We start from the raw sequence: 22,119 nt of genomic DNA on the forward strand, positions 1-22,119 counted from the left end.
GATGGCCTATCGCATGAACCGCGGCACCTATGCCCTGACCTATGGCCCCACCAAGGGCGACCGCCTGCGCCTCGCCGATACCAATCTGGTGATCGAGATCGAAAAGGATTTCGCCATCCCTGGCGAGGAGGCGAAATTCGGCGGCGGCAAATCGATCCGCGACGGCATGGCGCAGTCGCAGCGCACACGGGCGCAAGGTGCCGTCGATACCGTCATCACGAATGCCGTCATCCTCGACCATTGGGGCATCGTCAAGGGCGATATCGGCCTCAAGGACGGCCGCATCGCCGGCATCGGCAAGGCCGGCAATCCGGATACGCAAGATGGCGTCGATATCATCATCGGTCCAGGGACCGAGATCATCGCCGGCGAAGGCCGCATCGTGACGGCAGGTGGGGTCGATTCCCATATTCATTGGATCTGCCCGCAACAGGCGGAAGAGGCGATCAATTCCGGCATCACCACCATGGTCGGTGGCGGCACCGGCCCCGCGGAAGGGACGTCCGCCACCACCTGCACGCCGGGGCCTTGGCATATCGGCCGCATGCTGCAGGCGATGGAAGGCCTACCGGTCAATATCGGCCTGCTCGGCAAGGGCAATACCTCAAAGCCCGACGGCCTCATCGAACAGATCAAGGCCGGTATCTGCGGCCTGAAGCTGCATGAGGATTGGGGCACGACCCCGGCCGCCATCGACAATTGCCTCAGCGTCGCCGACGACATGGACGTGCAGGTAGCGATCCATACCGACACGCTCAATGAATCCGGCTTCGTCGAGCGTACCGTGGCGGCCTTCAAGAACCGCATCATCCACGCCTATCACACCGAAGGTGCCGGCGGCGGGCATGCCCCCGACATCATCAAGCTGTGCTCGCTCCCCAATGTGCTGCCGTCCTCGACCAACCCGACGCGGCCCTTCACCGTCAACACGCTCGACGAACATCTCGACATGCTGATGGTCTGCCATCATCTCGACGCCCGCATTCCCGAAGACATCGCCTTTGCCGAAAGCCGCATCCGGCGCGAAACCATCGCCGCCGAGGATTTGCTCCACGACATGGGCGCCATTTCCATGATGTCGTCGGACAGTCAGGCGATGGGTCGGGTGGGCGAGGTGATCATCCGCACCTGGCAGACGGCGCATAAGATGAAGGCGCAGTTCGGCAGCCTGCCCGGCGACCCGGCCGAGAACGACAACAAGCGGGTGAAGCGCTATCTCGCCAAATACACGATCAACCCGGCCCTCGCGCAGGGCATGGCCCATGAGATCGGCTCGATCGAAGCCGGGAAGCTCGCCGATCTGGTGTTGTGGAAGCCGGCCTTCTTCGGCGTGAAGCCCGATATCATCCTCAAGGCCGGCATGATCATGGCGGCACCCATGGGCGATCCCAATGCCTCGATCCCGACACCGCAGCCCGTGCATTACCGACCCATGTTCGGCGCCTTCGGCAAGGCACTCACCCAAAGCACCGTGACCTTCCTCAGTCCGGCGGCGATTGCCGAAGGTGTCGGTGAGGCGCTGGGCCTGCAGCGGCGCCTGCTGCCGGTGCAGGGCACCCGCAGTGTCACCAAGAAGGACATGATCCACAATGACGCCATGCCGGCGATCGAGGTCGATTCCGAAACCTATGAAGTGCGCGCCGATGGCCGGCTGCTCACCTGCGAACCGGCCAAGGAATTGCCCATGACGCAACGCTATTTCCTGTTCTGACGATCATGACGGAACAGATGCACCGGGCGACGGCCGTCATTCCGTCAGGTTATTGGCCGAAGGCGCAGGAGAGCGGCACGGTGACGCTGATCTATGCCGATCGCAGCCGGCGCCGCATCCGTCTCGTCGATGATGCGGGCAGGCCGTTTCTGCTCGATCTTGAACGGCCGGTGCGGCTGGCCGATGGCGATGGATTGCAGTTGATGGGTCATGGCTTCATCCGCGTCGTCGCGGCGCCGGAGGCACTGCTGGAGGTGACGGCACGTGATCCCAGGCATCTGGCACAGCTTGCCTGGCATGTAGGTAACCGTCACACGGCGGCGGAGATGGTCGATGACCGGCGCCTGCGCCTCATCGACGACGCGGTCCTGCGCAACATGCTGAAAGGTCTGGGTGCCGAACTTGCGACCGTCGCAGCGCCGTTCCACCCCGAAGGCGGGGCCTATGCCGGCCCGGCCCATGATCACGCGCATGGACCAGATACCCACACCCATTGATCACGGCACGCATTCGGCAACGCGGCTGCTCACCTGGCTGTCGCCGAGCTTTCCCGTGGGCGGATTCAGCTATTCGCATGGCATCGAATATGCGATCGAGGCCGGCTTGGTCCGCGACCAGCCGAGCCTGGCCAGCTGGATCGATGGCATCTTGCGCTTTGGGGCGGGCCGCAATGACGGGCTACTCCTCCTTGCCGCCTATCGCGCCACGCGGGCATACGATGTGCCGGGGCTGGTGCTCGCGGCCGGTCAGGCGGCGGCCCTGCGCGGCACGATGGAACTGGCGCAGGAAGCCTCCGCGCAAGGGGCTGCGTTCCTCAAAGCCATTGCCGGCGGCTGGCCGCATTATGCCGATGCCCCGGCGGTGAAGGCCTTGGCGACGGCGGATTGCGCCATCACCTATCCCATCATCGTCGGCACCCTCTGTGCCATCGCCGGTATCGAAGAACCCGTGGCCGTTGAGGCCTATCTCACGGCCTTTGCCAACAATCTCATCTCGGCCGGCATTCGCCTGGTGCCGCTGGGGCAAAGCGATGGGCTGCGGACGGTCGCCATGCTCGAGCCGCGCATTACCGGTTATGTCGCGACCCTGGCAGCCCTTTCCCTCGACGACCTCGGTGGCGCGGCGCTTGCCGTCGACTGGTCGAGCATGAAACACGAAACGCAATATACGAGGTTGTTCCGCTCATGACCCTCCCCATCCGCATCGGCATCGGTGGTCCCGTCGGCTCCGGCAAGACGGCGATGCTCGAACGGCTATGCCGTTGCCTCGCTGATTCCTACGATATCGCCGTCATCACCAATGACATCTATACCAGCGAGGACGCGAAATTCCTGACGCGCGCGGGTGTCCTCCCGATCGAGCGCATCGCCGGTGTCGAGACCGGCGGCTGTCCGCACACCGCCATTCGCGAGGACGCGTCGATCAATCTCGCCGCCGTCGACGATCTGGTCGCGAAATTTCCGAAGTTGGAAATGCTGTTCGTCGAATCCGGCGGCGACAATTTGAGCGCCACATTCTCACCGGAGTTGGCCGACCTCACCATCTATGTGATCGACGTCTCGGCCGGCGACAAGATCCCGCGCAAGGGCGGGCCGGGCATCACGCGTTCCGACATCCTCGTCATCAACAAGGTGGATGTGGCACCCATCGTCCATGCCGATCTCGACGTGATGGCCAAGGATGCGACCGTTCAGCGCAAGGAAAAGCCCTTCGTCTTTGCCAATATGCGCGAAGGGCTGGGCCTCGAGCGCATCATCGAGCTGATCCTGGAGCTTGCCGGTCTCCCAAAGCGGAAAGACCGCTTCGTCGCGGCTCTGCCCGCCTTGCAGGATTGGAGCTAGGCGCGCAGGACCTGGCCGCCATCGGCCACCAGCGTCTGCCCCGTGACCCAGCTGGCAAGCGGCGAGGCGAGGAACAGGATGACGTTGGCGATCTCCTCCGGCTTGCCATAGCGCCCCAGGGGAATGCCGTCTTGGACGGATTTGTAGACTTCCGGCGTCTCGGTGCGGCAACGATCCCAGAAACCGCCGGGAAAATCGATCGAGCCTGGCGCCACGGCATTGGCACGGATCTTCTTGGGCGCCAACTGCACGGCCTGTGAGGTCGTGAAGTTGATGAGCGCCGCTTTTGCCGCCGCATAGGCCGGGTCGCGCGCCGACGGCATCATGCCGGAGATTGACGTGACATTGATGACCGAGGCATCCGTGGCACGCGCCAGGAACGGCAGGGCCGCGTCGGCCAGGCGGACGGCGGCCATGACATCGACATTGAGGCAATCGACCCAGCTGTCGCCGGTATTGTCGATGCCGGAGGCGTTGCTGACCAGGATGTCGATGCCGCCCAGGGCATCTGCCGCCGCTGCCACATAAGTCTTGATCGCCTCGGCGTCGGCCAAATTGCAGGTGGCCGCATGCACCATGCAGCCGACGGCAGCGATCTCGCCGCGCGTCTTCTCCAGCGTCTCGGCGCCACGCGCACAGATCGAGACATCGGCGCCGGCTCTGGCGAAGGCCAGCGCTGTCGCACGGCCGATACCGCGGCTGCCGCCGGTGACGATGACGCGACGGCCGGTGAAATCGAGCAGCATGGTCGTCTCCCCTAACTAGTTTCCCAGCTGTCAGTCCGCGAGCAGCGCCTCGATCAGTTCAGCAACCGCCAGCCCTTCGGCGAAGGTTGCCAGCTGGTGTGGCTTCCCGTCCAGCATATCGGCCAATGCGTCGAGTTGCGAGGTCGGCGGCAGGCTGGCGCCGGCATCGCCGGCATAATCGAGCTGGCTCCAATCGACGATTGCCACGTCGCCCTTGGCGCCCTTGACTTCAAAGCGGTTGTCGTCGTCGCGGTCGCCGCCGATCCCCGCATCGATGGTGAAGGCAACGCTGGGATATTGGATCGTGGCGGTGAGCTTGGTTTCCGTCCCGGCGCTGCCGCGCTCGATGGTGCGGGCCGTGATCTTGCCGGCGCCGAACAGGCGGTTGGCGAGGAAGACGAAATGCGAAATGACCTCACGCGTGAAACCGCCCTCGGCCGGCTGCGCCAGCCAGGCACCGGCATCGGACTGCCATTTGCGCGGCCAGGAGCCAAAGCGCACATGCAGATGCACGCCCTTGATGTCACCGATGGCGCCGCTCTTGACCACATGGGTCAGGCGCGTCGCCACGTCCCGCGCGGCATAGGAGAAATTGACCGCCGCCGGCAGTTTCGATTTGGCAACAAGATCGCAGCAGTCGCGCGCCGATGGGATGGTATGCGCCAGCGGCTTCTCGCATAGCAGCGGCTTGCCCGCCAAAACAGCCAGGCGCACCACCGCTTCATGGAAGGCCGGCGGTGTCGCGGTATAGATCGCCTCCACCCGCGGGTCGTTCACCACGGCCGCGGCGTCGCCGAGCAACGGGAACGGTACTTTGGGTCGTGCCGGATCGAAACCGGCCACGACATGGAAGCGGGGATGAGCGGCGAGGTCCGCCGCCATCTCCTGCCCCATGACGCCAAGGCCGATGATGCCGAAACCGTAACTCTTCATGGACCGATCCTTCAGAACAGCGAATAGAACATGCGCAGCGAGGTGACGAACAGAAAGCCGGCAAAGCAACGGCGCAGGATGATTTGCGGCATGGTATGCGCGACCTTGGCGCCGATCGGCGCAAAGATGAGGCTGCTCGGCACCAGGGCCAGCACGGCGACGAGATTGACATAGCCGACCGACACCGGTGGCAGTCCGCCTTCACCGAACCCGGTGACCATGAAAGTGATCGTGCCGGGCACGGCGATGATGAGGCCGAGAGCCGAGGCGGTGCCGACGGCGCGGCGGATCGGATAGGAGCACAGCGTCATCGCCGGCACAGAGAGGCTGCCGCCGCCGATCCCCATCATGGCCGAGACCCCGCCGATGAAGAGGCAGATCGCCTGGCGGATGGGCGTCCCCGGCAGTTTGTCGGTGAGGTGGAAGTCAGGCCGCCCCAGCGCCAGATAGAGCGCCACGATCATGCTCATGATGCCGAAGATCAGTGTCAGCGTGGCGCCGCGCACGTCGCTGGCGATGATCGAGCCCAGGATGACGCCGACAGCGACCCAAGGCCCCCATTGCCGGAACAGCGGCCAGTCGACAGCACCGCGCCTGTTATGCGCCCGCAGCGAGATGATCGAGGTCGGAACGATTGACCCCAATGAGGTGCCGACGGCGATATGCATCCGAAGGTCCAGCGGTACGTCGAATGCGCCCAGCACTTGGAACAAGGCCGGCACCACGACGATGCCGCCACCCACCCCCAGCATGCCGGCCAGGAACCCGGAGCCGCAGCCCGCGAGTGCCAGTACGCCGATCAGAATCCAGATTTCACCATCCAGTAGGCCAGAAAGATCCATTTACCCCGGCAGGACGTCGAACTTCGCGAAGTTCACCGTCACGCGCTGCCCCTTTGCCAAAATTGCACCCGCTTCGTCGGGGGGCAAGGTTACGTCAAGCGCCAGGGATGTATCAACCAATTGCACTTCGACCCGCGGCAGCGGGCTGGCGCGAAAGACATGCTGCACGATCGCCGGCACGCCACCGCCATCGGCACGGCCGATGCTGATCTCCTCAGGGCGGACATAGGCGGTCCCCGGCCCGTCCTTGAGATCGGCAACCTGCGGGGCCGCGATGATGGTGCTGCCGATCCTGACCACGCCGCCGCGGATCTCGCAGGGGACGCGGTTGGCGCCACCCAGGAATTCGTAGACGAAGGAGGTCTGCGGCTTGTGATAGACCTCTTCAGGTGAACCCACCTGTTCGATCAGGCCCTGGTTCATGATGACGACCTTGTCGGCCAGTTCCAGCGCCTCTTCTTGGTCATGGGTCACGAAGACCGAGGTCAGCTGCATGCTTTCATGGAGGCGGCGCAGCCAGCGGCGCAATTCCTTGCGCACCTTGGCGTCGAGCGCGCCAAAGGGCTCGTCGAGCAGCAGCACCGAGGGCTCGATGGCCAAGGCGCGGGCCAGGGCGACACGCTGCCGCTGGCCACCCGACAATTGGCTGGGATAGCGATCGCCGAGGCGCTCCAACTGCACCAGGCGCAGCAATTCATCGACCCGCGCCTTGATCTCCGCCTTGTTGGGGCGCTCCGTGGTCGGCCGCACGCGCAGGCCAAAGCCGATGTTCTCCGCGACCGTCATATGCTTGAAGAGGGCATAATGCTGGAACACGAAGCCGACGCGGCGGTCGCGCAATTTGCGCCCGGTCATGTCCTCCTCGTTGAACAGCACATGACCTTCATCCTGCGCATCGAGGCCGGCCAGGATCCGCAGCAAGGTCGTCTTGCCGGAACCGGACGGGCCTAGCAACGCCACGAACTCGCCGCGCTTGATGTCGAGGTCGATGCCGCCCAGCGCCTTGAAGGTGCCGAACGTCTTGACGATGCCCTGTGCCTGCAAGCCCATGATCATCTCCTATCGGCGCATCAATGGGCTCTTCCGGCACTGAGCCGGTCGCCATAGCGCCATTCGAGGAAGGATTTGGCGGCGAGCGTCACCAAGGCCAGCAAAGCCAGCAGCGAGGCGACGGCAAAGGCGCCGACGAAATCATATTCGTTGTACAGAATCTCGACATGCAGCGGCATGGTGTTGGTCTGGCCACGGATATGGCCGGACACGACCGAGACCGCACCGAATTCGCCCATCGCGCGGGCATTGCACAGCAGCACGCCGTAAAGCAGGCCCCAGGCGACGTTGGGCAAGGTCACCAGCCGGAAGGTCTGCCAGCCATTGGCGCCGAGCGAGATGGCCGCTTCTTCTTCCTCGGTGCCCTGTTCCTGCATCAAGGGGATGAGTTCGCGCGCGACGAAGGGGAAGGTGACGAAGATGGTCGCCATCACCAGCCCAGCGACATTGAAGATGACCTTGATGCCCCATTGGTCGAGCGTCGGCCCGAACCAGCCATGGGCGCCATAGAGCAACACATAGATCAGGCCGGAGATAACCGGCGAGACCGAGAAGGGCAGGTCGACCAGCGTCAGGAGCAGGCTCTTGCCGCGGAATTCGAACTTGGCAATGGCCCAGGCACCAGCGAGGCCGAAGACGACATTGAGCGGGACCGAGATCGCCGCAACCTGCAATGTCAGCAGGATGGCGGAGCGCGCATCGGGCTCGGTGACGGCTGCGAAATAGGCGCCAAGCCCATGCCGCAACGCTTCCAGAAAGACCAGGGTCAAGGGCAGGAACAGCACCAGCGCGATGAAGGCGAGGGCGAGGGCGATCAACACCCAGCGCACGGGCGCCGGGTCGCGCAGGGTCAGCTTGTTGTTGCGCAGGTCGACGCTCATCGGTCGTTATCCTCGTGCCGCCGCGCCCAGCGTTGGATGAGGTTCAGCACCAGCAGCATGACGAAGGAAATAACGAGCATCACCACCGCGATGGCCGCGGCCCCCGCGTAATCGAACTGTTCCAGCTTGCTGACGATCAGCAGCGGCGCAATTTCCGACTTCATCGGCATGTTGCCGGCGATGAAGATGACCGAGCCGTATTCACCCACTGCGCGCGCAAAGGCGAGGGCGATGCCGGTCAGAAGGGCCGGCATGATCGACGGCAGGATGACCAGGCCAAAGACCTGCAAGCGCGAGGCGCCAAGGCTTGCCGAGGCCTCCTCAAGCTCGCTGTCGAAATCCTGCAGCACCGGCTGCACCGTACGGACGACGAAGGGCAGGCCGATGAAGATGAGCGCGATGACGATGCCGGTCGGCGTGAAGGCGACTTTGAGGCCCAGCGGCGTCAGCAGGGCGCCGATCCAGCCATTGGGCGCGTAAAGTGTCGTGAGGGCGATGCCGGCAACTGCCGTCGGCAAGGCAAAAGGCAAATCGACGAAGGCATCGATGAGGCGTTTGCCCGGAAACTGATAGCGCACCAGCACCCAGGCGATGATCAGCCCGAAGATCCCGTTGATAACGGCGGCGATCGCCGCGGTGCCGAAACTCACGCGCAAGGCGGCAAGAACACGCGGCGTGGTGACGGTGTCGAAGAAACCGGCCAGGCCCAGTTCAGCCGGCCGCAGAATGAGGGCCGCCAACGGCAGCAGGACGATGATGCTGAGATAGAGAAGGGCATAGCCCAGCGTCAGCCCGAATCCCGGCAGAACGCTTGGTCGCTTCCAGTTGCTCCATGTTCCGGCACGTGCCGACATCGCTCACCCTCGTCCCACAGGCCACTGGCCCAACGTCATGCGCCATTCTGGCCCCAAGATCACAGGGCAATACAGGGCATGGGTATTTGCCGCAACCTTTATGTATTTACTCGGATTTGCTGTGGTTTAACGCCTGGGCGTCGATCAGATGCCGTCGCCCATGACGAGCTCGCCCGTCCGGCCGTCGAGAACGTCGGAGAGGCTGGTCCGGTCCAAAATGCCGGAGGATGCATCACGGACCTGTTTGAGGACGCGGCGGATGACGCAGGTCGCCTCGTCCTCGCAATCGACGCAGCGGCGATAGGCGGTGAGGCTGGCGCAGGGGAGTGCCGCCAGCGGTCCATCGATGAGGCGAATGACCTCGCCGAAATGGATCTCCTCCGGCGCTTTGGCCAGGGCATAACCACCATGTTTACCGCGAAAGCTTTGGACGAAGCCGTTGCGCTTCAGCTCCAGCAGGATCAGTTCCAGGAATTTGCGCGGCACGGCCTGCTTGGCGGCGATCTCAGCGATTCCAACGGGTTCGTCAGAGTTTGCCTTGGCCAGATAGAGCAAGGCGCGCATGGCGTATTTGGCTTTTTGCGACAGCATTCTAAAATCTCTATAGGGTAACTAGAGAATATTACTTAAGGCCGGAATGTCAAGCATCAGCCCTTAAAACTTTCTCGTGATCTAGGGTGCTTAGCGGTGATTTGCCGAATCGGGTGTGAGTTCGTCGAAGAATGCTGAAAGAAGTCCCATTCCTGCCACAGGATCGCTGCCCATGGCAATCGCCGTCGCCAGGCCGATCGCCGACGAGACGGGGTTATGGCTGCCGCCACCCGCCCGCAAATTCATCACCAGCGTCGGGCACAGGAACAGCGCGAGCTGCACGACGCGCCGCCAATCCGTCGGCAGCAACTTGCGGGCGGCGAGTTCCGCCAGCAGCGGCTTCCACAGCAGGTCGCGTTTGGCTGCCAGCAAAGCAAGGCGCACCGGGCTCGGCCGCCAATCCGTCTCGATATGGAGGACGTCGCCGATCCGTTTGGCGTTTGCCGTGAAAGTCTCGGCCGCTGCCGGGGCGTCATAGAGCCACAGCGGGTGGGCGAAGATGTTGTGGAAGGTCGTCTTCACCTCGGCGAGCAGCGCCGGCACATGGCGCCCGGCAAAGGCTGGGTCGAACATCGAAAGCCGTGCCGCGTCACCCCCATCCTCGTACCAGACATTGGCGTTGTGGGCGTCGCCATGGGCGGTGACGCCGCCGCAATCCCCCAGCCGTGCCGGCTCCAGACGCACAAAAGCCTCGGCAAAGAGTGCGCCTAGGCTGTCGCGATAGCGCACGCCATTTACCTCGAAGGTAAGGTGCTGCAATTCATCCCACGACAAAGTCTCGCCGGGCAGTGCGAAAACCTGGTCGCGATAGAAGCTCCCGAAACGCCCGCCAAGGTGGCCCGGCCGGTCTGCATCGACCAGCCGCGCATGAAACAGGCGATGGATCGGTTCGGCCGCCGATTGTGCCGCCGTGATCGGATGCAAGGTGCGGCGATAGACCGCGATCAGCTCCTCATTGAGTCGTCGTTCGGCAGCAACCGCCCGTAGAATGGCCGCTTGGTCGGTGCTGAAATCGAGCGACTTCAGCACATCGGCAAAGCGCCGGTCGTCGCGGCGGCGATAGACGAGAATCTGCTCGCCCGGCTCTGTCGAGACATGCAGCGGCTGGTCGACGGGCAGGCCTGCCTCGGCCAGCAGAGCGGCGCGGTAATATTCGCCGGCCATCGCTTCCTCGTTTTCCTCCTGGTGGAACTTGAAGAAGAACGGCTTGTCGCTGGCCGTGAAAAATCCGTTCAGCGAATTGAGGCTGTAGATGTCGACATTGATGCGGATGTCCCGGGCTTCAAGGGCGAACTTCTCCTGCAGCAGCCGCGCGATGATCTCGCCCGCACCGGCCAGGTCGCCTGCTTTGGCGCGCGCCCGGGCCTCGGCGGTCAGGGAAGGGGCAGGGATGGGCATGACAGGCGGTTCTTTTCGGTTATGCTGCGGGCGCCTCGATATCTAGCGTGAGTGTCCCATGCAAGTCGATCTTTCCCGTTTCAGCCTTGCCGGCAAGCGCGCCCTCGTCACCGGCGCCAGCCGCGGCATCGGCCAGGCCATCGCCATCGGCTTGGCGCAAGCCGGCGCCTCGGTGGCCGTCAGCGCGCGCAAGGAAGCGAGCCTTGCCGAAACGCTGGCGGGCCTCTCCGGGAAAGGCGTCGCCATCGCCATGGATGTGGCCGCCGTCGATGCCTGCCATGCCGGGGTCGCGGCGGCTGTGAAGGCGCTGGGCGGACTCGACATCCTCATCAACAATGCCGGTGTCGAGGAGGTGCGCCCCTCCCTCGATGTCGACGAAAAGCTGTGGGACCGCATCCTCGATACCAATTTGAAGGGTGCCTTCTTCTGTGCGCAGGCTGCGGCGAAGGCGATGCAGGCCGAGGGTCGCGGCGGTGCCATCCTCAACATGTGCTCGCTGACCTCCGAGGTGGGCGTGCCGACGGCCGTCCCCTATGGCTCCTCGAAAAGTGGGCTGCTGGGCATGACAAGGGCGCTGGCGGCCGAATGGGCGCCGCTCGGCATCCGCGTCAACAGCCTTGGCCCGGGCTATTTCCGCACCGCTCTCACCGATGTTTTCTACGAGAACCAGGATTGGGCTGCCGCGATGCTGCAGAAGATCCCGCTGAAGCGCTTCGGCCAGCTCGACGATTTGGTGGGTGCGGCGATTTTCCTCTCCTCGGATGCCGCCGCCTATGTCACCGGAATTTACATGCCGGTCGACGGTGGCTATCTTGCCTCGATCTGATTTCCGAACAATTTGACCGAATGGAGAGGCTGCAATGTCCCGCAGCGTCAATCTGCACGAGCTCGCGCGCCTCAGCGCCGACGACCGCGCCAATCTCTTGAAGCGCAGCGAGAGCGATCTTGGCGCCTTCCTCGACCGCGTCCGCCCCATCATCGAGGCCGTGCGCACCGAGGGCGACGTCGCCTTGGCGCGCTTTGCCAATGAATTCGACAAGTCGCCGGTGAAGGCGAATGAGATCGCGGCAACACCGGCCGATTTCGACGCCGCCTTCAAATCGGTCGAGCCCGAGGTCATCGAGGCCATCGAGTTCGCGGTCGAGAACATCCGCAAGTTTCATTCCGACCAGAAGCCGGAAGAGATGTGGCTGCATGAGATGCGCCCCGGCGCCTTCGCCGGCGATCGCTTCCGGCCCATCCCGTCGGTCGCCTGCTATGTCCCGCGCGGCAAGGGCTCCTTCCCCAGCGTCGTCATGATGACGACGGTGCCGGCGGTCGTTGCCGGGGTGAAGAACATCTGCGTCATCACGCCCCCGGGTCCGGACGGCAAGATCGACGCGGCGACGCTGGTGGCAGCGCGCCTCGCCGGTGTCGACAAGGTCTATAAATGCGGCGGTGCCCAGGGCATTGCGGCGGTCGCATTCGGCACCCAGACCGTGCCGAAATGCGCCAAGGTGCTGGGGCCGGGTAGCCCCTATGTCGTGGCCGCCAAGCGTCTCCTCTCGGACGTGATCGATCCCGGCATTCCCGCTGGCCCCAGTGAATCGATCATCTTCGCCGACGATACCGTCGATGGTGCGCTGGCTGCCCTCGATCTGCTGGTCGAAGCCGAGCACGGGCCGGATTCATCGGCCTATCTGGTGACGCCCAGCCGGAAGGTTGCCGAAGAAGCGATCAAAGCTCTGCCTGATTATTGGGCAAATATGAGCGAGCAGCGCGTCAACTTCTCCTCGACCGTGCTGTCGGGGCGCAGCGGCGGCATCGTGCTCACCCCCGATACTGACAGCGCCATCGCCTTCATCAACGACTACGCGCCGGAACATCTGGAAATCCTCTCCGACGAGCCGTTCGCCTATCTCGGCCGCATCGAGAATGCGGGCGAGGTGTTGCTCGGCAAGCACACGCCGGTCACCTTGGGCAATTTCGTGCTGGGGCCGAATGCCGTGCTGCCCACCAGCCGGGGCGCCATGACCCATTCGCCGCTCTCCGTCTTCGATTTCATGAAACGCATCTCGGTGGGTTACGTGACCTCGGTCGGTTATCCGCAGCTTGCCAAGCACGCGCGCGTGCTGGCCAAGTACGAAGGTTTCGACGCCCATGCCAATGCCGTCTCGGATATCCGCGACAGATTGCTGAAGAAGTAGGGCCATTTGCTTGACGAATGCCGGGCCGGCCATCACTATCGCCGCCGGATTGGGGAAACACGTTTGGGAGAGGGAGCAAAACACATGAATTGGACACCGAACCGCCGCCAGGTCCTGCAGGCTGGCGCCGCTACTTTGGCCGCCGGCAGCTTTGCCAAGGTTGCCTTTGCGCAGTCGATTCCGACCACGCCGGAAGAAGGCGCCATCAAGATGGCGATCGAGCCGTGGCTGGGTTACGGCCAGTGGCACATCGCCGCCAAGAAGGGCCTGTTCAAGAACAGCGGCCTTGCCGATGTCGAGGTCGTCAACTTCAACACCGACGCTGACTTGAACGCGGCCCTCGCCGCCGGCCAGGTCCAGTGCGGCAATATCGCGACGCATACCGCGATGGCGTTTGCCGCCGCCGGCCTGCCGATCAAGATCATCGCGCTGCTCGATGTCTCGATGACGGCCGATGCCATGATCACCGATGGCTCCGTTACCTCGATTGCCGATCTCAAGGGCAAGCAGGTCGCGTTCGAGGAAGGCACCACCAGCCACATCCTCCTCAACTACGCGCTGGGTCAGAATGGCATGACGTTGAACGACGTCGAGAAGGTACCGATGCCGGCCTCCGATGCGGGTTCGGCCCTCATCGCCGGCAAGGTGCCGGTCGCCGTCACCTACGAGCCCTATCTCACCCTCGCCATGCAGCAGAACAACAAGGTGAAGATGCTGTATTCGGCCGGTGAAAATCCGGGCCTCATCTCCGACGTCTTCGTCGTGCGTGAAGATTTCCTGGCCGAGAAGCCGGGCCAGGTTCTGGCGCTGCTCAAGGCCTGGGATGCGGCGCTCGCCGATTACAATGCCGACACCACCGGCGGCCGGACGATCATCTCCGAAGCCGTGGGTGCCAAGCCCGAGGAACTGGCGACGGCGTTCGACGGCGTCAAATATTTCTCGGTCGCGGACAACAAGACCCAGCTGACCGGCGATTTCGTGAAGAAAGTGGTGCCGGAAGTGAAGAAGGCCGCGACCGAAGCCGGCCTGCTCTCGAAGGACGTCGATCTCGCCAAGTTGATCGATACCCGCTTCGTCGAAGCGCTCTAAGTCGATGCCGGGGGAGAAACAGGAGCGATCCGCTCCCCCGGCTTATTCTTCCAAAATGTTCTCATTGACCGCCACCGTCTCCGGACGGCGCTTCATCGCGATTGCGATCCTGGTTTTTCTGGTTCTCGGCCTGCTGTGGTGGGGCGTGACCGAGACGGGATTGGTGACGCCGCTTTTCCTGCCTTCGCCGGCAATGGTGATGTTGCGCCTGCAGGAACTGGCGGTGAGCGGGAAGCTCCTCGACGACCTCATCGTCAGCGTCTATCGCATCTCGCTGGGCTTCCTCATCTCGACCCTCTTCGCGCTTCCCATCGGCATCCTCATCGGCTCCTATCGCGCCTGGGAAGCGGCGATCGAACCGCTGGTCGATTTCATCCGCTACATGCCGGTGGTGGCCTTCGTGCCGCTCACCATTCTTTGGACCGGCACGGGTGATGCGCAGAAATTCCTCATCATCTTCATCGGCACCTTCTTCCAGCAGGTTCTGCTGGTGATGGACAACGTCAAATCCGTGCCGCGCGATTTCATCAATCTCGGGCGTACGCTACAGATGCCGGAATGGCGCATCCTCTCGCGCATCATCCTCCCTTCCGCCATGCCGGCGATCTGGGATTCGATGCGCATCAGCCTGGGCTGGGCCTGGACCTGGCTGGTGGTGGCCGAGTTGGTGGCCGCCACTTCGGGCCTTGGCTATCGCATCACCACGGCGCAGCGTTTCTTTCAGACCGACACCATCTTCGGCTATCTGCTGCTCCTGGGCGTCCTGGGGCTTGCCACCGATCAGGCGATGAAATGGGCGCATCGGCGCCTGTTCCGCTATCTGCGGGTGCAGCGATGACCGCGCCCAAGCTCGTCGTCTCAAACCTTGGCAAGACCTTCCGCGGTGATCGCGGCGATGTCGTCGCCTTGAACGGCGTCGACCTCGTCATCGGCGAAAATGAATTCGTTTCATTGGTTGGGACCTCCGGCTGCGGCAAGTCGACCCTGCTCTCGATCGTCGCGGGGCTCGAGAGCCACGATCAGGGCACCCTCACGCTGGACGGCAAGCCGATCAGAGGCCCCGGCCTCGATCGCGGCGTCGTGTTCCAGAGCTATACCCTGCTGCCCTGGCTCACCACGCTCGGCAATGTCGAATTTGCGCTGCTCGCCGCGGGCAAGTCGCGGAAAGATGCCCGCGACATCGCCCGATCGCATCTGTCGCTGGTTGGGCTCGATGGGTTTGCGGATCGCTTCCCCAGCGAACTGTCCGGCGGCATGAAGCAGCGCGTCGCCATCGCGCGGGCCCTTTCCTATCGCCCCAACATGCTGCTGATGGACGAGCCCTTCGGCGCCCTCGATGCCCTCACCCGTCATCACATGCAGGAGCTGCTGGCCCGCATCTGGGAACAGCACCGCTTGACCGTCCTCTTTGTGACCCATGATGTGGAGGAGGCGGTCTATATGTCCGACCGCGTCGCCGTCATGTCGAACCGTCCCGGCCGCATCAAGAGCATCATCCCGATCGATCTGCCGCGCCCGCGCACCTATGAGATGACCGGGTCGCCGGAATTTGCGCGGTTGCAGCGCGACGTGCTCTCCGAGATCCGGGCCGAATCCATCGCCATCGCCGCACTCGGCGACGCGCTGGTCTGAGCTTTCCATGAACCGCGCCGACTATCTCGCCCAGGATGGTCTCGGTCTCGCCGATCTCATCCGTCGCCGCGCCGTCTCGGCCGATGAGGTTCTCGTCGCCGCGCGCGAGGTGATTGCGGCCACCAATCCCGAGACCAACGCCATCGTCGACCTGTTCGCCAATCCTGCTGAATCCAACATGGATCCAGCAGCGCGCTTTCACGGTGTGCCGTTCCTGCTCAAGGATATCGGCGGCGCCCTCAACGGCGCCAGGACCACCGGCGCCAGCCGCTATCTGGCCGGGCTGCCGCCGCTCGACACCGACGATGCGCTGACGGCCCGCTTCAAGCAGGCTGGCCTGCGCATTCTCGGGAAGACGAATCTCCCCGAACTCGGCTTCAACGTGACGACCGAGCCTGCCATGTTCGGGCCTGCCCGCAATCCCTGGAATCTGGCGCATTCGACTGGCGGTTCTTCCGGCGGCTCGGCGGCGGCGGTCGCCGCCGGCATGGTGCCGCTTGCCCACGCGACCGACGGCGCCGGATCGATCCGCATTCCGGCGGCGGCGTGCGGCCTGGTCGGCTTGAAACCGTCGCGCGGGAGCCTCCCGCAAGGTCCGGCCCATGCCGATATCTATGCTGGGCTGGTGAGCGAGGGCGTGGTGAGCCGTTCCGTGCGCGATACGGCGGCGGCTCTCGACATCGCCTACGGTCCCGATGCGGGGGCGCCTTATGGCGCACCGCCGGCACCCATTGCCGGCTTCCTCAGCGCGCTCATGCAGAACGGGCCGCGCCTCAAGATCGGCGTCAATCACCAGCATCTTGATGACGTCGCCTTGGCGCCGGAGGGATTGGCAGCGCTGGAAACGGCAGCGGAACTGCTCCGCGGGCTCGGCCATCACGTAGCGCCGATCGCCCTGCCGATCAAAGAACACGATCTCGTCCTTCCGCGCCGCGTCTACAAGGCACAGGTCTGCGCCCAGGCTGCGGCGGACGCGGCCGAACTCAAAACGATCCTCGGCCGTCCGCCGCACGAAGGCGAAATGGAACGCATCAACCTTGCCGCCGCCGAAGCGGGGCGGCGCATGGGCGCTGCCGAATACGTCGCCACCATCCGCGCCGGGCAGGCTTTCACGCGGACCATGGCGCTGCTCTGGGACGATATCGACGTGTTGCTGACGCCGGCATTGGCCGGCCCCGCACCGCAACTCGGCGCCTTCCCGACCGATCATGACGACGTCGATCTGCATGTCGCGCGCATGCTGCGTTTCTCGCCCTTCACCGCCACCTACAACGTGACCGGCGAGCCGGCGATCACCTTGCCGATCCAGCAATCGGCCGATGGGTTGCCGCTCGGCATCCAGCTTTGCGCCGCCTTAGGAAATGACGCCTCACTGCTGGTCCTGGCCCAGGAAATCGAGACGGCGCGCGTGTTTGCGCTGTCACCGATGCTGCGCCGGCAAGGCGACCTTTAGACCATCCATCGCTTGTATCGAGACAAGCTCATCCACAACTGTATCGAAGCAATAACCCGCTGGACGGGCAGGGCCGCGCCAGCGCATGCTTGGGCGTTGTTGGCGGCCCGGCCGCCGCTTTCTGGTGCTGACCGATCGGTCGGAATGCGTGAGGAGAAAGACGTTATGACCAAAGCTGGAATGTTCGCGCGGGCGCGGGTCGGGGCCACGGGCTTCACCCTGGTCGCCGCGGCCATCACGGCCATCATATCTGGCACGCTCATCGCCCAGCCCGCAGCGGCGCGTGAAGTAAAGAAGCTTGCCATTCTGACACCGGAAGATCCCACCGATTACGGCTGGAACCAGCAGGGCTATGATGCGGCGAAGGCCGTGGCGGAAAAACTCGGCCTCGATTTCATGCCGGCAACCGGCCTTGGCTATGGTGATGTGCATCCCACTTTACGCGAACTTGCCGATGACGGCGCCAGCCTGCTCATCGCCCATGCCAGCGGCTACAACACGGCCGCACCCGAAGTCGGCGCCGAAAAGAACGTAGCCGTCGCCATCGTCGACCGCCCGAACGACAGCAAAGAAGGCGCCGTTGCCGATTATACCTTGAGCGGTCATGAAGGTGCCTATCTCGCCGGCGTGCTGGCGGCGAAGACGACGCAGACGAAGGCCGTCGGCATCGTCGTCTCCGGCGAGCCGCCGTCATGGAATTCGCAATCCGCCGCTTTCGCGCAAGGGGTGAAGGCCACGCGTGCCGACGTGAAGATTCTCTACGCCGTCATCGGTCCGGCGGCCTATTCGGATGCAGCTGGCGGCCGCCGGGTGACGGACTCAGTCATCGGCGCTGGCGCCGATGTGATCTTCGGCCAGGGCGATGGTGCCAGCTTCGGCATGCTGCAGGCGGTCGAAACGGCGAAATCGACTTCGGGCGGGAAGGTCTGGTTCATCGACGTCATCGGCGACAAGACGCCGATCGACAAGGGGCATCTCCTCTCCTCGGTCGTCTGGAATCTGGAGCCGGTCTATACGGCGATGGTCGAGGATCTGAAGGCCGACAAGTTCGGGACCCATCCCTATTCAATCCAGCTGGCCGACGATTCCGTGCGTCTCTTGAAGACCAACCATATTGCCGATGATGTCTGGGCTGCGGTTTCCGAGGTGCGCCAGCAGATCGTCGACGGCAAGCTGAAGATCGAGCCGGTCTGGGAGGCGGACAAGGTCCGCGCTCTTATGAGCTCGATCACCGATGCCGGCGCGCAATAAGGGGGCAGGGGGCCGGCGGCCTGGACTTGGGGCCGCCCGGGGGGCAAGCTGGCGACATGGCAAGCGACAACGGACAGCCGCGATCGAACTCGGCGACGGGCGCAGATTCTGCGCCCGTTTTATCTGTGCATGCCCTCACCAAGCGCTTCCCCGGAATCGTTGCCAATGACCAGATCTCGCTCGACTTTCATGCCGGTGAAATTCATATCCTGCTCGGCGAAAACGGTGCCGGAAAATCGACATTGATCGGCATGCTCGCCGGCATGCAATCGCCCGATGCCGGTGAAATTCGCGTCGGTGGTGAAATCGTGCAGATCAAATCCCCCCGCGAGGCCCTCAATCTTGGCATCGGTACGGTCTTCCAGCATGTGCTGCTGGTGCCGAGCCTTTCGGTCATCGAGAATCTGATGCTGGGTGGCGCCTGGTGGCAAAGGCTGGCACGCGGGTCGGCCCTGGCGCGCTTTGCCGAATTGTCCGGCTTGCTGGGTGTGACCCTCGATCCCAATGCCAGGCTCGGCAGCCTGTCCTTGGGCCAGCAGCAGCAGGTCGAAATCATGCGTGCCCTGTGGCGCGAGGCACGGCTCCTCATCCTCGACGAACCGACATCGATGCTGACGCCGCAGGGCGTCAAGGATCTGGCGGCGGTCCTCCGACGCCTTCGCGACAAAGGCGTCGCCATCATCCTGGTCACGCACAAGCTGGGCGAGGCCACGGATCTTGGCGATCGCATATCGGTGCTGCGCCATGGCCAGCTGGTCGGCGCGGTCGCCCCTGCGGATTGCCGCAGTTGGACGGCGGCCGAGGTGAGCGACCGTGTCATCGCCATGATGTTCGGCGGCAGCGACGCGTCGGCAGAGCGCGCCATCCAGGTTGGCAGTGGCGAAGGCCATGCCTCGCTGGTCGCCCATGCCGGTGCGCCTTGCCTGCAGGTCAGCGGTCTGACCACGGCGGCCGAACGGGGGGCCTGTCCCTTGCGCGACGTGACGCTCGACCTGTGGCCGGGCGAGGTCTTGGGCATTGCCGGTGTCGACGGCAATGGGCAGAAGCACCTGGCCGAGACGCTGGCCGGGCAGCGCGCGGCCAGCAGCGGAACCATCCGCGTTGACGGGAAGGACGTGACCGGTGGCGATGTCGCCGCGCGCCGGCAGGTCGGCATCCGCTATGTAACGGATGATCGCCTGGGCGAAGGGACGGTCGGCAGCCTCTCGGTCGCAGTCAATTTGCTGCTGAAGGATATCGGAAGACCGCCCTTCTGGCGCCATGGCATCGCCGATCGCGCGCGCATCCGCGCAGCTGCCGTCGGTCGCATCGAGGCCAATGACATCCGCACGCGCGCCCCCGAGACACCGCTCGGCAAACTGTCCGGTGGCAATATCCAGAAAGTCCTCCTGGCGCGCGAGCTGGGCGAAGGTGCGGGCGCTGCGCCCACGCGGGTCATCATCTTCGCCAAGCCGACCCATGGCCTCGATCTGCAGAACGCCGAGCTTGCCCATGACCGCATTCGCCAAAGCGCCGCTGCCGGGCAAGGGATCCTGTTGCTGTCGACCGATCTCGACGAATTGCTGGGCCTGAGCGACCGCATCGCCGTCCTCGTCGACGGGCGCGTGGTCGGCATCGTGGCGAACGGTGCAGGCGCCGGTCTCGCGGTGGGGCGCCTGATGACCGGGGCGGCGGCATGAACCATCTTTGGCGCCTCTGCCTTCCGCTCCTGCTGGCCCTCGTGGCTGGCGGCCTGGTGCTGGTCATCCTGGGCAAGGATCCGCTCGCCTATTATTTCTATGTGCTCGACCGTGGCATCCTCAGCTGGGGCGGCTTGCAGGAAACGCTGACCCGCATGGCGCCGTTGTTGCTCATCGCCGCAGGGCTCATCGTTGCCTTCCGGGCCGGTATTTGGAATCTGGGCGGCGACGGGCAATATCTGCTGGCGGCGGTGGTGACGGCGGCCCTGGCTCCGGCCCTGATCGGCTTTGTGCCGCGCGGCCTCACACTCATCCTCTGCATGCTGGCGGCGACGCTCGTCGGGGCCCTGTGGTCGCTGCTGCCGGCTTTCTTGAAGGCGCGCTACGGAATCAACGAGATCATCACGTCGCTGATGATGAGTTTCCTCGGCATTTCCCTGGCAAATGTGCTGGTGAAGCTGTTCTTCTGGGACCCGGCGACAACTGTCCCCCAAACCCGTACCCTCGACATCGCCAGTCGCCTGCCGCGAATTTCCGGCAGCAATATCCATATCGGTCTCCTAATCGCTCTCTGCCTTGTCGTCCTCGTCCATCTGCTGATGACGCGCACGGCCTTTGGACTGAAATTGCAGGTCGTCGGCGCCAGTCCGGCTGCGGCGCGTCATGCGGGCCTCAAGGTGGGTTTTCTCACCGTCGCCACCTTCGCCTTGAGTGCCGGCCTCATCGGTCTGGCCGGCGCGGTCGAGATTCTTGGCGTCTGGGGCAATGTGCGGGCGGATTGGAACCCGGCCTATGGCATGCTGGTGGTGCCGCTGGTCTTTCTGGCGCGGATGAACGGCCTTGCCGTCATCGGCTTTACCTTCTTTTTCGCGGCGCTGATGATCGGCGGCGAAAGTGCCGCCCGCCGCATCGGTGTGCCGCAGGATTTCGTGCTCCTCCTCATGGGCCTCGTGCTGGCGTTTCTGGGCCTCGTCGAATATCTCGACCATCGCCACCAGATGCGGGCGGCAGCGTGACGCCATGACCGAATTGCTCTCGCAACCCTTCCTCGTCTCGCTGCTCTTTGGGGCCGTCACCGCTGGTATTCCGTTGCTGCTGGCCGGGCTCGGCGAGCAGATATCCGAGAAGGCGGGCGTGCTCAATATCGGCATCGAGGGCATGATGCTGCTCGGCGCCTATTGCGGTTTCGTCGCCGCCTATTATTCCGGCTCCTTCACCCTGGGTTTTGTCGCCGGCGGTCTCGGTGGCATGGCCGCTGCTGCCCTGATGGCGTTGTTATGCGTTCGCCTTGGCCTCAACCAGATCGTCATCGGCATCGCCTTGACGCTTGGTGCCGAAGGGCTGACCGCCCTGCTGCATCATTTTCAGTTCTCGCGCACCTATCCGCGCCTCGACCAGGCGCCGGTGCTGGCCTTCCCGCTGCTCCTCGACATCCCGGTGATCGGCCCGGCGCTCTTTGCCCACAATCCAGTTGTCTATCTCGCCGTTGCCTTCGTGGCGGTTCTCGCCTGGGTGTTTCGCAATACGCATGTCGGCCTCAATCTCGAAGCCGCCGGCACCCATCCGGCGGCGCTCGATGCCGCCGGTACCAGCGTGGTGGTGACCAGAAGTGGGGCGGTGCTGGCGACTGGCTTCCTGTCGGGTGTCGCTGGCGCCTATCTTGCCAATGTCGGGGCCGGCCTCTTCGTGCCGTTCATGACCCATGGTGCCGGCTTCATCGGCATCGTGCTGGCCATGCTGGCGCGTGGCAGACCGGTTTGGGTCTTGCTCGGCGCGCTGTTCTTCGGCCTCAGCCTGGCGATGACCACGGCGCTCCAGGTCGCCGGCATCGACATCCCCACCGACATCGTGCAGATGCTGCCCTTCGCCGTCGTCATGCTGGTGCTGGTCATCTTCGCGCGCCACGCGGTCCTGCCGCCGGCCCTGGGCCAGCCCTACCAGCGCGGCGAGCGTTAGCCTGCCCCTCACCCCAACCCTCTCCC

22 protein-coding genes are annotated in these 22,119 nt (G+C 64.1%); 14 read left to right on the plus strand and 8 right to left on the minus strand.

The window, feature by feature from the left end:
• The first annotated feature begins 1 nt into the window (after nucleotide 1).
• The 4 genes from ureC to ureG are packed head-to-tail and all read left to right on the plus strand — an operon-like array spanning nucleotide 2 to nucleotide 3,552.
• On the plus strand, nucleotides 2-1,711 hold the full coding sequence (gene ureC / locus SMD31_RS11740; protein WP_320501080.1) for an urease subunit alpha: 1,710 nt from the start codon (nucleotides 2-4) through the stop codon (nucleotides 1,709-1,711).
• A gap of 5 nt (nucleotides 1,712-1,716) precedes the next feature.
• Nucleotides 1,717-2,208: an urease accessory protein UreE gene (locus SMD31_RS11745; RefSeq protein ID WP_320501081.1), complete on the plus strand. Its 492-nt coding sequence runs from the start codon at nucleotides 1,717-1,719 to the stop codon at nucleotides 2,206-2,208.
• Nucleotides 2,183-2,899 carry an urease accessory protein UreF gene (locus tag SMD31_RS11750; protein ID WP_320501082.1) on the plus strand — a complete coding sequence of 239 codons (717 nt, stop codon included), beginning with the start codon at nucleotides 2,183-2,185 and terminating at the stop codon, nucleotides 2,897-2,899. Before SMD31_RS11745 ends, SMD31_RS11750 begins: the two co-directional genes overlap by 26 nt.
• Nucleotides 2,896-3,552: an urease accessory protein UreG gene (ureG, locus tag SMD31_RS11755; RefSeq protein ID WP_320501083.1), complete on the plus strand. Its 657-nt coding sequence runs from the start codon at nucleotides 2,896-2,898 to the stop codon at nucleotides 3,550-3,552. Before SMD31_RS11750 ends, ureG begins: the two co-directional genes overlap by 4 nt.
• On the opposite strand, the gene SMD31_RS11760 is transcribed toward ureG, so the two are convergent.
• From SMD31_RS11760 to SMD31_RS11795, 8 genes are all read right to left on the minus strand, one after another.
• Nucleotides 3,549-4,298, minus strand: a complete 750-nt coding sequence (locus SMD31_RS11760) for an SDR family NAD(P)-dependent oxidoreductase (protein ID WP_320501084.1) — start codon at nucleotides 4,296-4,298, stop codon at nucleotides 3,549-3,551. The genes ureG and SMD31_RS11760 overlap by 4 nt on opposite strands.
• A gap of 30 nt (nucleotides 4,299-4,328) precedes the next feature.
• Nucleotides 4,329-5,231: a Gfo/Idh/MocA family protein gene (locus tag SMD31_RS11765; RefSeq protein ID WP_320501085.1), complete on the minus strand. Its 903-nt coding sequence runs from the start codon at nucleotides 5,229-5,231 to the stop codon at nucleotides 4,329-4,331.
• 11 nt (nucleotides 5,232-5,242) lie between these two features.
• Nucleotides 5,243-6,073 carry a sulfite exporter TauE/SafE family protein gene (locus SMD31_RS11770; RefSeq protein ID WP_320501086.1) on the minus strand — a complete coding sequence of 277 codons (831 nt, stop codon included), beginning with the start codon at nucleotides 6,071-6,073 and terminating at the stop codon, nucleotides 5,243-5,245.
• Complete coding sequence (locus SMD31_RS11775; protein ID WP_320501087.1) at nucleotides 6,074-7,123, minus strand: sulfate/molybdate ABC transporter ATP-binding protein; 1,050 nt, start codon at nucleotides 7,121-7,123, stop codon at nucleotides 6,074-6,076. It abuts the gene before it with no gap.
• A gap of 20 nt (nucleotides 7,124-7,143) precedes the next feature.
• Nucleotides 7,144-8,004 (minus strand): sulfate ABC transporter permease subunit CysW, encoded by an 861-nt coding sequence (gene cysW, locus SMD31_RS11780; protein ID WP_320501088.1) that lies wholly within the window; start codon nucleotides 8,002-8,004, stop codon nucleotides 7,144-7,146.
• Nucleotides 8,001-8,858: a sulfate ABC transporter permease subunit CysT gene (cysT, locus tag SMD31_RS11785; protein WP_320501089.1), complete on the minus strand. Its 858-nt coding sequence runs from the start codon at nucleotides 8,856-8,858 to the stop codon at nucleotides 8,001-8,003. Before cysT ends, cysW begins: the two co-directional genes overlap by 4 nt.
• 144 nt (nucleotides 8,859-9,002) lie before the next feature.
• Nucleotides 9,003-9,449 (minus strand): RrF2 family transcriptional regulator, encoded by a 447-nt coding sequence (locus tag SMD31_RS11790; RefSeq protein WP_320501090.1) that lies wholly within the window; start codon nucleotides 9,447-9,449, stop codon nucleotides 9,003-9,005.
• Nucleotides 9,450-9,539: 90 nt separating this feature from the next.
• Entirely contained in the window at nucleotides 9,540-10,847 is a 1,308-nt protein-coding gene (locus SMD31_RS11795; protein ID WP_320501091.1) for a hypothetical protein, read from the minus strand.
• A gap of 58 nt (nucleotides 10,848-10,905) precedes the next feature.
• On the opposite strand from SMD31_RS11795, the gene SMD31_RS11800 reads away from it, so the two are divergent.
• The 10 genes from SMD31_RS11800 to SMD31_RS11845 all read left to right on the plus strand — a co-directional run bounded on the left by SMD31_RS11800 (nucleotide 10,906) and on the right by SMD31_RS11845 (nucleotide 22,093).
• The gene (locus SMD31_RS11800) at nucleotides 10,906-11,673 is read left to right on the plus strand and encodes an SDR family NAD(P)-dependent oxidoreductase (RefSeq protein WP_320501092.1); all 768 of its coding nucleotides are present in this window, start codon (nucleotides 10,906-10,908) and stop codon (nucleotides 11,671-11,673) included.
• Nucleotides 11,674-11,707: 34 nt separating this feature from the next.
• Complete coding sequence (gene hisD / locus SMD31_RS11805; RefSeq protein WP_320501093.1) at nucleotides 11,708-13,033, plus strand: histidinol dehydrogenase; 1,326 nt, start codon at nucleotides 11,708-11,710, stop codon at nucleotides 13,031-13,033.
• A gap of 84 nt (nucleotides 13,034-13,117) precedes the next feature.
• Entirely contained in the window at nucleotides 13,118-14,122 is a 1,005-nt protein-coding gene (locus tag SMD31_RS11810) for an ABC transporter substrate-binding protein (RefSeq protein ID WP_320501094.1), read from the plus strand.
• A gap of 55 nt (nucleotides 14,123-14,177) precedes the next feature.
• Nucleotides 14,178-14,960 carry an ABC transporter permease gene (locus SMD31_RS11815; protein ID WP_320501095.1) on the plus strand — a complete coding sequence of 261 codons (783 nt, stop codon included), beginning with the start codon at nucleotides 14,178-14,180 and terminating at the stop codon, nucleotides 14,958-14,960.
• A complete protein-coding gene (locus SMD31_RS11820; protein ID WP_320501096.1) occupies nucleotides 14,957-15,754 on the plus strand; it encodes an ABC transporter ATP-binding protein in 798 nt (265 codons plus the stop codon). The genes SMD31_RS11815 and SMD31_RS11820 overlap by 4 nt, the downstream gene beginning before the upstream one ends.
• 7 nt (nucleotides 15,755-15,761) lie before the next feature.
• The gene (locus tag SMD31_RS11825) at nucleotides 15,762-17,207 is read left to right on the plus strand and encodes an amidase (RefSeq protein ID WP_320501097.1); all 1,446 of its coding nucleotides are present in this window, start codon (nucleotides 15,762-15,764) and stop codon (nucleotides 17,205-17,207) included.
• A 165-nt stretch (nucleotides 17,208-17,372) separates the two neighbouring features.
• On the plus strand, nucleotides 17,373-18,458 hold the full coding sequence (locus SMD31_RS11830; RefSeq protein ID WP_320501098.1) for a putative B6 ABC transporter substrate-binding protein: 1,086 nt from the start codon (nucleotides 17,373-17,375) through the stop codon (nucleotides 18,456-18,458).
• 56 nt (nucleotides 18,459-18,514) lie between these two features.
• The gene (locus SMD31_RS11835) at nucleotides 18,515-20,137 is read left to right on the plus strand and encodes a putative B6 ABC transporter ATP-binding protein (RefSeq protein WP_320501099.1); all 1,623 of its coding nucleotides are present in this window, start codon (nucleotides 18,515-18,517) and stop codon (nucleotides 20,135-20,137) included.
• Complete coding sequence (locus SMD31_RS11840; RefSeq protein ID WP_320501100.1) at nucleotides 20,134-21,153, plus strand: putative B6 ABC transporter permease subunit 2; 1,020 nt, start codon at nucleotides 20,134-20,136, stop codon at nucleotides 21,151-21,153. Before SMD31_RS11835 ends, SMD31_RS11840 begins: the two co-directional genes overlap by 4 nt.
• Before the next feature lie 4 nt (nucleotides 21,154-21,157).
• Entirely contained in the window at nucleotides 21,158-22,093 is a 936-nt protein-coding gene (locus SMD31_RS11845) for a putative B6 ABC transporter permease subunit 1 (RefSeq protein ID WP_320501101.1), read from the plus strand.
• The last annotated feature ends 26 nt before the right edge of the window (nucleotides 22,094-22,119 follow it).

The sequence above is a fragment of the Dongia rigui genome (genome assembly GCF_034044635.1).
GTDB lineage: Bacteria > Pseudomonadota > Alphaproteobacteria > Dongiales > Dongiaceae > Dongia > Dongia rigui.

Bases quoted from the DNA above. Each gene is read 5' to 3' on its own strand.
- SMD31_RS11845 (WP_320501101.1), top strand. From the start codon at position 21,158: ATGACCGAATTGCTCTCGCAACCCTTCCTCGTCTCGCTGCTCTTTGGG.
- SMD31_RS11830 (WP_320501098.1), top strand. From the start codon at position 17,373: ATGACCAAAGCTGGAATGTTCGCGCGGGCGCGGGTCGGGGCCACGGGC.
- SMD31_RS11790 (WP_320501090.1), bottom strand. From the start codon at position 9,449: ATGCTGTCGCAAAAAGCCAAATACGCCATGCGCGCCTTGCTCTATCTG.
- SMD31_RS11810 (WP_320501094.1), top strand. From the start codon at position 13,118: ATGAATTGGACACCGAACCGCCGCCAGGTCCTGCAGGCTGGCGCCGCT.
- SMD31_RS11760 (WP_320501084.1), bottom strand. From the start codon at position 4,298: ATGCTGCTCGATTTCACCGGCCGTCGCGTCATCGTCACCGGCGGCAGC.
- ureC (WP_320501080.1), top strand. From the start codon at position 2: ATGGCCTATCGCATGAACCGCGGCACCTATGCCCTGACCTATGGCCCC.
- SMD31_RS11750 (WP_320501082.1), top strand. From the start codon at position 2,183: ATGGACCAGATACCCACACCCATTGATCACGGCACGCATTCGGCAACG.
- cysT (WP_320501089.1), bottom strand. From the start codon at position 8,858: ATGTCGGCACGTGCCGGAACATGGAGCAACTGGAAGCGACCAAGCGTT.
- SMD31_RS11820 (WP_320501096.1), top strand. From the start codon at position 14,957: ATGACCGCGCCCAAGCTCGTCGTCTCAAACCTTGGCAAGACCTTCCGC.
- SMD31_RS11765 (WP_320501085.1), bottom strand. From the start codon at position 5,231: ATGAAGAGTTACGGTTTCGGCATCATCGGCCTTGGCGTCATGGGGCAG.
- SMD31_RS11800 (WP_320501092.1), top strand. From the start codon at position 10,906: ATGCAAGTCGATCTTTCCCGTTTCAGCCTTGCCGGCAAGCGCGCCCTC.
- SMD31_RS11775 (WP_320501087.1), bottom strand. From the start codon at position 7,123: ATGGGCTTGCAGGCACAGGGCATCGTCAAGACGTTCGGCACCTTCAAG.
- hisD (WP_320501093.1), top strand. From the start codon at position 11,708: ATGTCCCGCAGCGTCAATCTGCACGAGCTCGCGCGCCTCAGCGCCGAC.
- SMD31_RS11825 (WP_320501097.1), top strand. From the start codon at position 15,762: ATGAACCGCGCCGACTATCTCGCCCAGGATGGTCTCGGTCTCGCCGAT.
- ureG (WP_320501083.1), top strand. From the start codon at position 2,896: ATGACCCTCCCCATCCGCATCGGCATCGGTGGTCCCGTCGGCTCCGGC.
- SMD31_RS11745 (WP_320501081.1), top strand. From the start codon at position 1,717: ATGACGGAACAGATGCACCGGGCGACGGCCGTCATTCCGTCAGGTTAT.
- SMD31_RS11795 (WP_320501091.1), bottom strand. From the start codon at position 10,847: ATGCCCATCCCTGCCCCTTCCCTGACCGCCGAGGCCCGGGCGCGCGCC.
- SMD31_RS11815 (WP_320501095.1), top strand. From the start codon at position 14,178: ATGTTCTCATTGACCGCCACCGTCTCCGGACGGCGCTTCATCGCGATT.
- SMD31_RS11835 (WP_320501099.1), top strand. From the start codon at position 18,515: ATGGCAAGCGACAACGGACAGCCGCGATCGAACTCGGCGACGGGCGCA.
- cysW (WP_320501088.1), bottom strand. From the start codon at position 8,004: ATGAGCGTCGACCTGCGCAACAACAAGCTGACCCTGCGCGACCCGGCG.
- SMD31_RS11770 (WP_320501086.1), bottom strand. From the start codon at position 6,073: ATGGATCTTTCTGGCCTACTGGATGGTGAAATCTGGATTCTGATCGGC.
- SMD31_RS11840 (WP_320501100.1), top strand. From the start codon at position 20,134: ATGAACCATCTTTGGCGCCTCTGCCTTCCGCTCCTGCTGGCCCTCGTG.